At 45.1% G+C, this 13,934-nt stretch carries 12 protein-coding genes; 1 reads left to right on the forward strand and 11 read right to left on the reverse strand.

The genetic code is table 11. The features are described from left to right. From ACFQ0C_RS18100 to cymR, 6 genes are all read right to left on the reverse strand, one after another. The gene (locus ACFQ0C_RS18100; protein ID WP_379368445.1) at positions 1-1,281 is read right to left on the reverse strand and encodes an ArsB/NhaD family transporter; all 1,281 of its coding nucleotides are present in this window, start codon (positions 1,279-1,281) and stop codon (positions 1-3) included. Positions 1,282-1,485: 204 nt separating this feature from the next. Then, complete coding sequence (locus tag ACFQ0C_RS18105) at positions 1,486-2,556, reverse strand: AI-2E family transporter (RefSeq protein WP_379368446.1); 1,071 nt, start codon at positions 2,554-2,556, stop codon at positions 1,486-1,488. 313 nt (positions 2,557-2,869) lie between these two features. Next, positions 2,870-3,067 (reverse strand): hypothetical protein, encoded by a 198-nt coding sequence (locus ACFQ0C_RS18110; RefSeq protein WP_028549805.1) that lies wholly within the window; start codon positions 3,065-3,067, stop codon positions 2,870-2,872. A gap of 10 nt (positions 3,068-3,077) precedes the next feature. Next, entirely contained in the window at positions 3,078-3,599 is a 522-nt protein-coding gene (locus tag ACFQ0C_RS18115; protein ID WP_379368447.1) for a PRC-barrel domain-containing protein, read from the reverse strand. Between the two features lie 47 nt (positions 3,600-3,646). Next, the gene (locus ACFQ0C_RS18120; protein WP_379368448.1) at positions 3,647-4,795 is read right to left on the reverse strand and encodes a cysteine desulfurase family protein; all 1,149 of its coding nucleotides are present in this window, start codon (positions 4,793-4,795) and stop codon (positions 3,647-3,649) included. 27 nt (positions 4,796-4,822) lie between these two features. Next, positions 4,823-5,242, reverse strand: a complete 420-nt coding sequence (gene cymR, locus ACFQ0C_RS18125; RefSeq protein ID WP_258215669.1) for a cysteine metabolism transcriptional regulator CymR — start codon at positions 5,240-5,242, stop codon at positions 4,823-4,825. Positions 5,243-5,413: 171 nt separating this feature from the next. On the opposite strand from cymR, the gene mnmA reads away from it, so the two are divergent. Beyond that, on the forward strand, positions 5,414-6,502 hold the full coding sequence (gene mnmA, locus ACFQ0C_RS18130) for a tRNA 2-thiouridine(34) synthase MnmA (protein ID WP_258215668.1): 1,089 nt from the start codon (positions 5,414-5,416) through the stop codon (positions 6,500-6,502). A 79-nt stretch (positions 6,503-6,581) separates the two neighbouring features. Here mnmA and ACFQ0C_RS18135 read toward each other — a convergent pair whose 3' ends face one another. From ACFQ0C_RS18135 to hisS, 5 genes are all read right to left on the reverse strand, one after another. Continuing rightward, positions 6,582-7,925 (reverse strand): hemolysin family protein, encoded by a 1,344-nt coding sequence (locus tag ACFQ0C_RS18135; RefSeq protein WP_258215667.1) that lies wholly within the window; start codon positions 7,923-7,925, stop codon positions 6,582-6,584. Between the two features lie 261 nt (positions 7,926-8,186). Continuing rightward, positions 8,187-9,512, reverse strand: a complete 1,326-nt coding sequence (locus ACFQ0C_RS18140; protein ID WP_379368449.1) for a replication-associated recombination protein A — start codon at positions 9,510-9,512, stop codon at positions 8,187-8,189. A gap of 242 nt (positions 9,513-9,754) precedes the next feature. Then, on the reverse strand, positions 9,755-10,504 hold the full coding sequence (locus tag ACFQ0C_RS18145) for a tRNA threonylcarbamoyladenosine dehydratase (RefSeq protein WP_258215665.1): 750 nt from the start codon (positions 10,502-10,504) through the stop codon (positions 9,755-9,757). A 75-nt stretch (positions 10,505-10,579) separates the two neighbouring features. After that, entirely contained in the window at positions 10,580-12,358 is a 1,779-nt protein-coding gene (aspS, locus tag ACFQ0C_RS18150; protein ID WP_379368593.1) for an aspartate--tRNA ligase, read from the reverse strand. A 43-nt stretch (positions 12,359-12,401) separates the two neighbouring features. Beyond that, positions 12,402-13,658 (reverse strand): histidine--tRNA ligase, encoded by a 1,257-nt coding sequence (gene hisS, locus ACFQ0C_RS18155; protein WP_379368450.1) that lies wholly within the window; start codon positions 13,656-13,658, stop codon positions 12,402-12,404. Positions 13,659-13,934 lie beyond the last annotated feature (276 nt).

Here is a 13,934-nt window from a genome sequence, read left to right on the forward strand (position 1 = left end):
TTATAATAAATATCTAATATAAATATATAAGTTCGCTATTACAATAGACAGGAGCATCAACGGAAAAGCGACTTTCAAAAAGGTCATGAATGAAATAGGATGCCCCTCTCTTGCCGAAATACCTGCGACGATCAGATTAGCGCTCGCTCCTATCAATGTTCCGTTGCCTCCCAGGCAAGCCCCCAAGGCAAGGCTCCACCAAAGCGGTTCCAAATTGTCCACCCCCATAGCCCCCATTTCCTGAATCATTGGAATCATGGTAGCCACGAAAGGAATATTGTCCAGAAAAGCAGAAGCTATAGCACTCAGCCAAAGAATTAGCACCGATGATTTCGCAACATCTCCCCCGGTAATACTCATTGCATGTTTAGCCAGAGCAGCTATTACCCCTGTATCCACCAATCCAGCAACAAGCACAAAAAGGCCTACAAAGAAAAAAATCGTGGTCCATTCCACCTTTTGAAAGGCTTCCTCCAGATAGTGTTCTCCCGTCATAAGAAGCAATAGGAACGCGCCAGCCAAAGCTACCGTAGCTGATTCAAGATGCAAAAGCTGGTGGATAAAAAATCCGAAGATTGTTATCCCGAGCACGGCCAAACATTTTTTCATTAATAGCGGATTTGTTATTTCCACCTTCTCGTTCAATTCCATAACGCTAAGCCGAAGCTCCTCTGTTGTCTGAATTTGCTTGCGGTACAACAGCACGAAAAAAGGCAGTGTCGCAAATAAAATAATGAATGAGATCAGGCTCAGATTGTTGATAAAGGCCATAAAGGTTAGCTCTTTTACTGCGCTGCCAATCATTATATTCGGGGGATCGCCAATGAGAGTTGCCGTTCCGCCAATATTGGAAGCCATAATTTGCGAAATTAAGAATGGAATCGGCGTTACACGAAGCTGCCTCGTAATACTGAATGTTACAGGAGCCATAAGCAGCACCGTCGTCACATTATCCAGAAAGGCTGAGCTTATCGCTGTAACTATGCTGAGCACTACAAGAATACGTACCGGATGGCCCCCAACCTTCTTGGCCGACCAAATAGCTACATACTTGAACACTCCCGTCTCCGCTGTAATACCTACAATAATCATCATCCCGATAAGCAAACCTAACGTATTGAAATCAATATGATGGAGAGCCGATTCCTGACTGACCACCCCTAAGGCAACCATCAGTAGCCCGCCAATCATAGCGACAATCGTACGGTGAATTTTTTCAGTAATAATTAATCCATAAATAACCAGAAAAATACCTATTGCAAGCCAAGCTTGATGTTCCAAAAAATCCTCCCCTTTTCCAATAAGAACCCATGAGTTAGCATGGACGATTCGATTCTGGAGTATCCCCAAAAATGCAAAAAGAGCCCTTGGTGACAGGCTCCTCCAAAAATCGTTTTATATTCTGTTTTGTAATAACACCTCCATAATTATAGGTCTTGAATGAAAAAGTTTCAATAACTTTCGGAATTTTTACTATTTATTCAATCAAGCTGTTCTGCGATGAATGTAATACATAAATACATGTTGAAGAATGACCTTCATCACTGCAAAAAAGGGTACTGCCAAAATCAGCCCAACCACCCCTGCAAACTCCCCTCCTACAAGCAAAGCAAAAATAATGAGCAGAGGATGCATCTTTAACGATTTGCCCACAACCTGCGGCGAAATTACGTTCCCCTCAAGAATTTGACATACGGTATTAACTATGGCAACCATCAGCACCATTTTCAAGGAAATAGTAGATGCTAAAATTAACGCAGGCGCCGCCCCGAAAAAGGGACCGAGATATGGAATGATGTTGAACACTGCAACCAGACAAGCCAGCAGCAGAGCATACGGCATCCCAATCATCCAATAGCCCGCATAAGATAGCAATCCAATAATCATACATACTAACATCTGACCCCGAATATAGTTGCCGAGTGCTGTATCGATATCAACCAGAAGCTTGATGACTTGTTTGCGTTTCGCTTTGGGAACGATCGCCAGAACCGTTTTTTCAATCAACTGAAAATCCTTTAATATGTAAAAAGCGAGAAAAGGTATGATAAACGCAATGAAGAGCATGTTGATCGTGCTCCCGATGCCATCAATGTAGTTGGAAATGGTTCCTGATATCCCGCTCTCCAGTTTTGCCAATGATTGATTAATTCCGACACGTACGCTGTCCGGCACAAACTTCAAACTGTTTAAATTATCCACAAAACCTTGAGCTTTTATAGCCAATTGAGGAATATGCTCATTAAATTCACCCAGCTGCCGAATGAAGATGGGAATGATATTCATAAGTACTACTGTCACCGACATTATAAAGACGGCATAAATAAGAAGCACAGCTACGGTTCTCGGCACCTTGCGCCCGTTCAACAGCGAAACGACTGGATTTAGTAAATAAGAAATAATCATCGCTACAATAAAAGGCGTCAAAATTTCTGCTAGAAATTTATAAATACATATCAGCATGGGACGTATTTGCAGCAGCATAAACAATATCAAAAGGCTTAATAAAATATAAACCATAATAATAAATAGCTGATTTTTAGAAAATCGGTCCAATCTGTATCACCCACCTAACTTTCACCAACTATGACTGTGCTGCTTACTGTTTGCTAACCCATGTCTCTACTAACAGTATATGTACAACCTTGAAGTCTTAATCGTTCACCCGACATTCACGACAAAGAAAGCATAACCTTAGCTCCGCAGAATAAAATGATATAGAGCAGGCAGCTTGGTTAGTAAGACAGCTCCGCTGAAAACCTATAAAGGCTGATATTAAAAACAAAAAAATCGTACCTGCTCCATCCGTTTACCTTAAGTAAGGCTTCAGGAGCTGATACGATTAGTGTTTATATTATTTGTTAATCCATTAGTTGGCATGTACTTGAGGCATTTCTTCCTCAAAAAACAAATCGTCTAAAGAACTCAATGTTCCATCTTCTTCTACTTGATAGACGGACATCTTTTCTCCATTTACTGTTAATTCAATAAAGCAGCCCCAGCAATAAAACTGGTGCGAACCAATTTTTCCAATATCTTTGGAATTACAATTTGGACAACGTAACATAAATATCACCCTATTCTTCTTTTGATATGAAGATTTCTTCTAATAACTCATTACAATGAACGGGTACAATTATCGCGTCCTCACCCAAAGTTACGGATTCCGGCAAGGGCAACCATTTACGCCCTTCCTTCAAATCAGAAATGAAACCCTCGGTCAATTCATATCCTACTACAGTATTACCCAGTTCTTGGTCTAAATAAACATCATCTACGACGCCCAATTGCTGGCCGTTTACCGTTAAGACCGGCATCCCCTTCACTTTTCGATCACCATTAATCAAAGAAGTATAGGCCATGCTCTCATCCAAACGGCTGATTGCCTCTTCGTTATTAATGGTAATAGCGTCCTCACCCAAAGAAATGACATCTTTCCACAGGATACAGCTTGTAGCGGAGAACCAATGTTTGGTTTCCAGGAGCACTGCTTCAATCTGCCACTCATCACCCATTAGAAGGTCCTTAGCAGTACCCACTTGTTTACCCGATTGCACACAAATTATCGGCAATCCGATTACATTACGCGCTTTTTTCAATGAAGACTTCCTCCAGAAACAGCAGCTAATAATTAGTGATTAGCTTACTAATTATTACGGATACGGTTCACGATGGTTGCAATTTTGTGAGCAGCAATTTCGATCTCTTTGGAAGTAGTTCCTGATCCAAAGCTAAAGCGCACGGCCGACTTCATAATCGCTTCAGAAAGCTGCATAGCATTCAGTACATGCGATACTTCCAAGGAGCCGGAGGTACAGGCTGAGCCGCTGGCAGCAGCAATTCCTTCAAGATCCAGATTCATAAGCATGGATTCTGTAGAAACCGCTGGAAAGCTGATATTTAAAATATGCGGAAGCCGTTCGACAGGATGACCATTAATTACAAACTGTTCATTACCCAACAGCTGATCAAGCCTTGTTACCATTTCTAAACGTAGCTTTTCCATCTTTTGTTGCATTTCATACATGTTGCTATCTATAATTTTTACGGCTTTTGAAAATCCAGCAATGGCTGCAGTATTTTCAGTTCCGGCCCGGCGTTTTCTCTCTTGATTGCCGCCATACATGAACGGCTCCAGCTTAGCATGCTTTGCTATATAAAGTGCCCCGATTCCTTTAGGACCGTGAAGCTTATGAGCACTAAAGCTCATTAAATCAACCGGCAGCCGGTTCAAGTCAATCGGAATATGTCCTAAAGCTTGCACAGCGTCTACATGAAAAATGATTCCTTTAGATCTAGCGAGCTCTCCTATTTGCTGTAGAGGCTGCATAGTACCCACTTCATTATTTACGTACATAATACTGATTAATATCGTATCTGGACGTATAGCTTGCTGCAAATCATCCAGCCGGATCCGGCCTGTCGTGTCTACTGGCAAATAGGTAACTTCGTACCCTAGCCTCTCCAGCTGTTCACAAGTATGAAGAACAGCATGATGTTCGGTTTGTGCAGTAATGATATGCTTACCCTTGCCCGCTTGAGCTGCTGCTGCACCAAAGAGAGCCATATTGTTGCTCTCCGTCCCACCGCTCGTAAAAACGAGCTGCGAGGAGGTGCAGCCTATAAAAGAAGCTATTGTATCTCTTGCTTGATGTACAGCAGCACGCGCTTCTCTTCCTGCACGGTGTGTGCTCGATGCATTCCCATAGAAACTTGTGAAATAAGGAAGCATCGCATCTACTACCTCTGGAAGGACCGGTGTTGTAGCTGCGTAATCCAAATAAATAATTGTCATAAAGACTCCGTCTGCTTGAAGTTTCCCTTAAATATAGAACATGTAGTTATCGTTTACGCCTTGATCCTTGAAGCTGATGAGATCCTCCAATGTCGTAGAGTCCAGAACCCCGGCAATGCTATCACGAATACGTACCCATAAATCACGTTTTGCTGGATCGTCTTCCTCTGTGAAATCAACCGGGCTGATTGGCCCCTCTAATACACGAATCACATCGCCGGCAGAAATCTGATCCGATGTTTTCGATAGAATATACCCACCGTAAGCGCCTCGAATACTTTTGACCAAACCTGCATTTCGCAATGGAGCAACCAATTGCTCTAAATAATGCTCAGAAAGCTGATGCTTCTCGGCAATGCTTTTCAAAGAGGTGGGGCCTTCTCCAAATCTGGTTGCAAGTTCCATCATGATGGTTAGTCCATAACGGCCTTTAGTAGAAATCTTCAAATAGTACACCTCATTTACATTTCATACATATATGTATCTTTTATATGGTATCACATATCCCTGTATATTGGGAGAAAAACCTTGACATATTGATGAAATATTTTATTTATATAGAAAACCTATGTTAATATAAGTAGGGTAACGTAATGCTCTAGAAAGAGGTATAGCAAAATGAATAAACAAACACGCGTTGTACTCGGTATGTCTGGTGGAGTTGACTCCTCCGTTTCAGCATTGCTGCTGAAGCAGCAAGGATACGAGGTTATCGGCGTTTTTATGAAAAACTGGGATGATACCGATGAATTCGGCAATTGCACCGCTGAAGAGGATGCAGAGGATGTTCGCAGAGTATGTGATCAAATCGGTATTCCCTATTATACGGTAAATTTTGAAAAACAATACATGGATAAGGTGTTTCAATACTTTTTGGATGAATACCGCAAGGGACGAACACCGAATCCGGATGTGATGTGCAACCGTGAAATCAAATTCGGAGAATTTCTGAATAAAGCCCTTGAGTTGGGCGCCGACTATATCGCAACCGGTCACTATGCTCAAGTTGACCAATTGGATGGGAAATTCCGGTTGCGTCGCGGCGTTGATAATAACAAGGATCAAACCTATTTCCTCAATGCTCTTAATCAATACCAGCTGTCCAAGGCCATGTTTCCTATCGGCCACTTACCCAAGCCGGAGGTTCGGGCAATCGCTGAGGCTGCTGGTCTTGCTACCGCCAAGAAGAAAGACAGCACAGGTGTATGCTTTATAGGCGAACGAAATTTCAAGGAATTTTTGAGCGGCTATTTGCCGGCCAAGTCCGGTGAAATGAGAACGGCCGCCGGTGAAGTGAAAGGACATCACGATGGACTCATGTACTACACGCTTGGTCAACGACAAGGGCTTGGCATCGGCGGCTCCGGAAACGGGGAGCCTTGGTTCGTCTCAGGCAAGGACTTGGAAAACAACATTCTGTATGTTGTTCAGGGAGAGAAAGATCCCAGCCTTTATTCCAGAGGTCTCCGTGCCACCGACCTGAATTGGATCAGCGGTTCTTTGCCGCATGGCGCATACTCCTGTACAGCCAAATTCCGTTACCGCCAACCCGATCAAGGAGTTACGATCGTCTGCAATCAAGAAGATGGCAGCTGTGAAGTTACTTTCACAAATCCTCAAAAAGCCATTACGCCGGGACAAGCCGTTGTATTCTATGATGGGGATGTTTGCTTAGGCGGAGGAACCATCGATACAATAATTAACTGAGTGTACCGAACTATTAAATAAAAAAACCATTCCCGCCACACATCTTGAATGTGATCGGGGATGGTTTTTTTATATCTATCTATACGCTTATGGGTTCAGGTTCAGATTCGGCTTGTTCCTCCTGCCCTCGCTTCTTAACAAGGACACGAGAAATACGCAGTTGGTCCGTCTCGTCTATAATAAATTCATACGAATCATTATAGCCAATCCGTTGATCTCTCTTAGGTGGAATTTCCACTTGAGAATAGATCCAACCTCCGATTGTATCGTAATCATCCGATTCAATTTCGATACCGAAGTAGCTGTTCACTTCTTCGATCAACATGCGTCCATCTATCGAATGTGTATGGTCATCCTTTTTTTCAATTTGCGGTCGTTCTTCGTCAAATTCATCCTGGACTTCGCCGACAATTTCCTCAATGATATCCTCGAAGGTAACCAATCCGGAAGTGCCTCCGTATTCATCGATCAGCAAGGCCATTTGAGTTTTCTTTTTTTGCATCAACTTAAGCAATGCACTGATTTGCATCGATTCAGGCACTTTGGTTATAGGTCTAATAATACTTTTAATATTTTCTATTCCACGGTCGGATTTCAACAAATCCTTGATGTGGACGAACCCGATAATATTGTCCTTGTCTGGATCACAAACTGGGTAACGCGTATGCATTTCTGTAACGGCGATGAGACGGTTTTCCTCGTAGGATAAATTTGAATATAAACAAACCATTTCCATTCTGGGAATCATAATCTCCCGCGCATTCGTTTCAGCAAAATCAAAAATATTGTCCATCAATGTTAATTCCGTATTATCAATAAGTCCGCTTTTATTACTTTCCTTCATCAACACACGGATTTCTTCTTCCGTATGCGCCGTATCGTGCTCATCCGTAGGTTCAATTCCTGCTCTGCGCAGCATCCAATTGGAAATGCCATTAAGAAACCAAATAAAAGGATACATCAGTTTATAAAGGAATATTAAAGGTCCCGCAGATAATAAAGTTACTTTCTCAGACATACGAATCGCGTATGTTTTGGGAAACTGCTCGCCTAACGTTATATGAAAGGCCGTAATAATTGTAAAAGCGATCACGAAGGATATCGTATGAACAATCGCTTCAGGGAATTGTAGCGGAAGCAGCACCGGCTTGAGCAGATCAGCAATTGCAGGTTCGCCAATCCAGCCTAACGCAAGGGACGCTAATGTGATCCCAAGTTGGCAGGCTGATAAGTAAGCATTCATGTTGCCCATTACTATTTTGGCAAATTTGGCATTTCGGTTTCCTTCCTGCGCCAGCGTGTCGATCCTGCTGTTGCGGACTTTGACCATAGCAAACTCGGCTGCTACGAAAAAACCGTTAACAAATACCAAAAGCAATACTAAACCTAAATTCAAGAGTATCGGTAAAGGGTCACTACTCAATGAATTTCCTATTCCCCTCCTTCGAAGTGAATAGGTACACCTCCCTTAAGTTCACAATTTTTTTGCGACTTTTAAAATAAGCTTATAAAGTCGATTAAACAAAATACAGTACAGTATATATAAATTATATATTATTAAGCTATACAGTCAAACCGCAAGGTATGCTCAAAACTAACGAAATTGGGCCGTAATAGCTTGAACTAATTAAACTTAAGGGCGAAAATGGCCTAAAATAGGCGAAAAATGAGCCTGCTTGACCAATTATGGCTGTTTCTGCTGCTGTTGCTTTTTCCTTCGCTCTTGATTGTGCCCTATTTTCTCCTCCATCCCCTGTTGGGAGGCTTCATAAAAATAACGCCCTTTTATGCGTTCCGGTACATAATTTTGCTCCACATAATGTCCCGGATAGTCATGCGGATACTTATATCCTACATGACCCAGCTTCTCTGCTCCCTTGTAGTGAGTGTCGCGCAAGTGCATTGGAACCTCTGCTGCGCCAAGTGCTTCGAAAGCATTCATCACCTTGGCAATCGCTAAAGGAATTGCGTTGGATTTGGGGCTTTCGACGGCAAACAGAATGGCCTGGGCGATGACATACTTGGACTCGGGCCAACCAATCTTGTGATAGGCATCCATTGCCGTCACTGCTTGCACCATTGCCTGAGGATTCGCAAGGCCGATATCTTCGCTGCACGCGACGATCAGACGGCGCAGAAAGGTCATTGGATCCATGCCGAGCTTCTCGACGGCATAGAGGAACCAGAACAGCGCGGCATCGCTGGAGCCGCGTACGCTCTTGTGAAAGGCCGACAAGACGTCGTACTGCGTCGACTCGTCGGCTTTCACAGTCGGTCGCCGGATGGATTCCTCGGCGACCTCCAGTGTTACGTTGATGACGCCGCTGGCATCAGGCGGCGTCGTCAACGCGGCGAGCTCGAGCGCATTGAGCGCACGGCGGATATCTCCGCCGGCCATGCGCGCCATATGCGCGAGCGCCTCGTCCGCGGCCTGGAGCGGCAGCGACCCGAGACCGCGCTCGCGGTCGGTGAGCGCACGGCGCAGAGCCGCAAGCGAATGCTCATGCGTCAGCGCATGCAGCTCGAAGAGCGTGGAGCGCGACAGCAGAGCCCCGTTCACATGGTGAAAGGGGTTCTCTGTCGTTGCTCCGATGAAGATAATGATCCCCTGCTCTACGGCAGGAAGCAAGGCATCCTGACGGGACGTATTAAAGCGATGGACCTCATCCAGGAATAAAATTGTTTTGCGTCCATAGAGGTCCTTATTATTTTTAGCCTGCTCAATCACATCGCGAACTTCTTTTACAGTAGCATCAACAGCATTAAGCTTAACAAAAGAACCCTTAGTTGCATGGGAAATGATGTTAGCCAGTGTAGTTTTACCTGTTCCGGGTGGTCCATATAATAGGATCGAGGTAACCTGATCAGCTTCAATCGCCCGCCTCAGCAGCTTCCCGCGTCCAACAATATGCTCTTGCCCAATATATTCATCCAGCGTAACCGGCCTCATCCGGTCCGCCAGCAGCTTGCCCATAGGACTCTCTTCAGCCGCCAATGAAAACAAATCCATTCTATACTCACAACCTTGTTTGAAATGGTAAGGCTATTAATTGTCTACTCTATTATAAATGACATTAATAAATAAACAAAGTCTACTCGAATTGTTTAGCAATCTCCCACCATACTGCTCCCGTTTTCAAAGAGATACATGTTCATGAGTCACGCATTTAACAAGAAAAAAACATGCCCCACAGAACAAGCAGCTCTGTGAAGCATGTTTTTGATATTCGCTTCTCTATTCAACTAAATTCGTTAAAGATCCGCTTTGTCCAGCAAATCCTTCACTACCACGCTAACAGCAATTAGTCCGGCAACTGGCGGTACAAATGCATTGCTTGCCGGCGGCTGCTTAGCCTTACGGATTTCAGGGGCATTTTGCGGCACGATCCGTTGAGTAACGTCCTCACGTGGCTTGATTGGCTGCTCGGTCGAGAAAACTACCTTTACGCCCTTCTTAATACCCTCTCTGCGCAGCTTATGTCGAATGACACGAGCTAATGGGTCCATTGTGGTTTTGGAAATATCCGCCACCTGGAATTTCGTAGGATCCATCTTGTTAGCAGCACCCATGCTGGAAATGATCGGAATTTTCCGCTCCAGACACTGCTTGATCAAATGGATTTTGTAACTTATCGTATCTGAAGCGTCAATTACATAATCAAGCGGATAAGCAAACAGTTGCTCATAGGTCTCCTCTGTGTAGAACATACGCAGCGATGTAACATCACACTCTGGATTAATCTGCAAAATCCGATCGCGCATTAAATCCGCTTTGGGCTGTCCAATCGTTGACACAAGGGCATGAACCTGACGATTGATATTCGTAATGTCTACGACATCCTTGTCGATCAGGATCAAACGTCCGACACCTGTGCGGGCCAATGCTTCGGCAGCAATAGCGCCGACTCCGCCAATGCCAAGAACGGCTACACAGCTGTTACGCATTACCTCCAAGCCTTCGGGCCCGATAGCGAGCTCTGTTCTCGAAAATTGGTGCAGCATAGGGCTGCCCTCCTTATTTTAAAATCTTAGCATTTTAACTCATTTACATGGAACTTCATTTCTGGCTAAAATAACCTAGGCTTTGGATGCAGGCTGCTTCAACGCTACGCGAATGGACAATTGCTCCAGCTGCTTATCGTCAACCGTTCCCGGCGCATCTGTCAGAAGATCTGTTGCACTTGCTGTTTTTGGGAAAGCGATAGTTTCACGCAGGTTGGTACGCTTGGTAATTAACATCACTAACCGGTCAAAACCAAAAGCAATACCACCATGCGGAGGCGTACCGTACTCAAAAGCTTCCAGCAAGAAGCCGAATTTCTCCTGAGCTTCTTCCTTGGAGAAGCCAAGCGCACCAAACATCTGCTCTTGTACTTCACGCTTGTAAATTCTCATTGAGCCGCCGCCCACTTCATAGCCGTTTAATACAAGGTCATAGGCTTGCGCGCGAATTTGTCCTGGATCTGTGTCGAAGAAATGCAGATCTTCTTCTTTAGGACGAGTGAACGGATGATGCTCAGCCACATAACGTTTGGCTTCTTCATCGTAGCCAAGCAGCGGGAAGTCAACAACCCATGCGAACTTGAATTCGTTCTCGTCAATAAGACCAAGCTCACGTCCGATTTTCAAACGAAGGTTTCCGAGCACATCCGCTACCACTTTTTTGGTATCAGCAGAGAACAGCAGCAAATCTCCTTCTTCGGCGCCAAGTCGTTCTTTCAAAGCTTCCAGCTCCTGCTCTGAGAAGAACTTCACGATAGGTCCCTTCATCTCGCCTTCCTTCAGAACAACCCATGCCAAGCCTTTTGCCCCGTAACGAGAAGCATACACGCCCAGATCATCGATCTCCTTGCGGCTCCAGGCACCGCAGCCTTTCGCGTTCAGCGCTTTAACCTGACCGCCTTTTTCCACGACACTGGCAAATACTTTAACGCCTGAACTCACAACAATATCCGATACATCTTGAAGCTCAAGACCAAACCGCAGATCCGGCTTGTCAGAACCGTATTTGCCCATCGCATCCGCATAGCTGATACGTTGGAAAGGACGAGGGATATCCGTTCCAGTCGTTTCCTTGAACAGTTTTACCGTCAGCTCTTCCATTAAGTTCAGAAGTTGATCCTGCGACATAAAGGAAGTCTCAATGTCGACCTGCGTAAATTCAGGTTGACGGTCAGCACGCAAATCCTCATCGCGGAAGCAGCGAGCAATCTGATAGTAACGCTCAAGGCCGCTCACCATCAAAAGCTGCTTGAAAATTTGTGGTGATTGTGGAAGGGCAAAAAACTCACCAGGATGCACACGGCTTGGAACTAAATAATCACGGGCACCTTCCGGTGTGCTTTTGGTTAAAATTGGCGTTTCAACTTCAAGGAAGCTGTTTTCATCAAGGAAATCACGGAACACTTTTGCCGCTTTTGAACGAAGCGCCAAAGTACGCTGCATTTCAGGACGACGCAGATCCAAATAACGATACTTTAAGCGCAATGACTCGTCGATCTCAATGCCATCCTCAATAAAGAATGGAGGATTTTTAGCACCGTTCAATATTTCAATCTCCGTGACTTGAATTTCAATCTCACCTGTTGCCAGGTTCGAATTGACGGTTGTCGCGTCACGCTCTACCACTTTGCCGCTGACAGCAAGCACGTATTCGTTACGGGCACGGTCCGCTGTTGTTAACGCCTCGCCTGAGAAATCCGGGTTAAATACGATTTGTACCAGTCCGCTCCGGTCGCGCAGATCAATAAACAATACGCCTCCCAAGTCGCGTCTTCTTTGTACCCAACCGTTTAATATAACGGTTTCTCCCACGTTCGCTTTCGTAAGCGCTCCGCAATGGTGTGTTTTTAACATCATGATTCCATCAGCCTCCAGATTATATTTAACCCTAATAAAATTATAAAGTTTTCTCTTGCAATACTTGTGTCACTTGATCAAGCTGCACCGTCTGCTGTTCCCCGGTGGCCATTGCTTTAATCGTAATTTCACCCCGGGCCAGCTCATCCTCGCCAAGTATGGCAACAAATGATGCTTTAAAACGGTCAGCGGATTTCATCTGAGCTTTAATTTTGCGGCCGAGATAATCCTTCTCCGCCCTCAAGCCTGCCAGCCGAAGCTGCTGCAGAAGCTTGGTGACTTCCTTCTCCGCTGCTTCACCCAACCCAATCAAGTACACATCAAGCGGCTTCACCTGGGGAAGCTTGGCACCCTGTGCCTGCAATATAAGCAGCGTCCGCTCCAGGCCAAGACCCAGTCCGACACCTGGTTGATCATTGCCGCCGATTTGACCGACAAGACCATTGTAACGGCCTCCGCCGCCTATCGTATCAATGGCGCCAATACCTGCTGCTTTGTATTCAAAAGCAGTGTGAGTGTAGTAATCAAGCCCCCGAACCAATCTTGGATTGATACGGAATGGAATATCCATTGCGGACAAATGGTTTTGTACGCTTTGAAAATGAACGGTGCACTCTTCATCCAGATATTCCAAAATGGTTGGAGCGCCTTCACCGTACTTTTGATCTATTTTACAATCCAGAATACGCATTGGATTACGCTCATAACGGGACTGGCAATCCTTGCACAGCTTATCCTTGACCGGAGCAAAAAACTCCTGGAGCTTCTCCTTGTACACGCCCCGACAGGAAGGATTCCCGACCGAGTTGATCTCAACCGTTACATCCTTGATGCCAACCTCGTCATAGAAGGTATAGCCCAAAGCGATAACTTCCGCATCGATGCTCGGATCGACAGACCCGAACGCCTCGACGCCGAATTGATGCAGCTGGCGGTATCGTCCTGCCTGTGGCTGCTCATAGCGGAACATCGGACCGATATAATACAGCTTGCTGACATCCGGCTCCCCATACAGCTTGTTTTCTACATAAGCGCGAACTACGCCTGCAGTTCCCTCTGGTCGCAAGGAAATGCTGCGATCTCCTTTGTCCAAGAAGGTGTACATCTCCTTCTCGACGATATCAGTCGTTTCTCCAACACCGCGTTGAAACAGCTCTGTATGCTCGAAGATCGGGGTGCGAATTTCCCGGTAATTAAACCTTTCACACAGCTCCCGTGCTTTTGCTTCGATATACTGCCATTTCTCAATTTCACCAGGCAGTAAATCCTGCGTACCTTTTGGCTTTTGAATGCTCATGTCAAGTACTCCTTTCTCTCTGTCTGAAAATGCCATACAATGAAAAAAATCCCTCGCCCCTGACGATGAAGTCAGGGACGAGAGATTGTTCATTCTTATTCTCCCGCGGTACCACCCACGATTCGTGCCTTAAGCCATATAGCGACATAACAAAATGTCGAATAGCATTAAGATACACACTCAAAGCGGTTAACGCCCGCGTTACGCAAAGCAGCTACTACACAGCAATCATTCCTGTGGTTCCCCGCTTGTCCTCCGGGAGGTCTGTTCGTCCGT

The organism is Paenibacillus sp. GCM10027630, from assembly GCF_042676305.1.
Lineage (GTDB): Bacteria > Bacillota > Bacilli > Paenibacillales > NBRC-103111 > Paenibacillus_S.

Coding starts and splice junctions, on each gene's coding strand:
- ACFQ0C_RS18140 (WP_379368449.1), bottom strand. CDS start 9,512: ATGGATTTGTTTTCATTGGCGGCTGAAGAGAGTCCTATGGGCAAGCTG.
- mnmA (WP_258215668.1), top strand. CDS start 5,414: ATGAATAAACAAACACGCGTTGTACTCGGTATGTCTGGTGGAGTTGAC.
- ACFQ0C_RS18145 (WP_258215665.1), bottom strand. CDS start 10,504: ATGCTGCACCAATTTTCGAGAACAGAGCTCGCTATCGGGCCCGAAGGC.
- hisS (WP_379368450.1), bottom strand. CDS start 13,658: ATGAGCATTCAAAAGCCAAAAGGTACGCAGGATTTACTGCCTGGTGAA.
- ACFQ0C_RS18110 (WP_028549805.1), bottom strand. CDS start 3,067: ATGTTACGTTGTCCAAATTGTAATTCCAAAGATATTGGAAAAATTGGT.
- ACFQ0C_RS18120 (WP_379368448.1), bottom strand. CDS start 4,795: ATGACAATTATTTATTTGGATTACGCAGCTACAACACCGGTCCTTCCA.
- aspS (WP_379368593.1), bottom strand. CDS start 12,358: ATGTTAAAAACACACCATTGCGGAGCGCTTACGAAAGCGAACGTGGGA.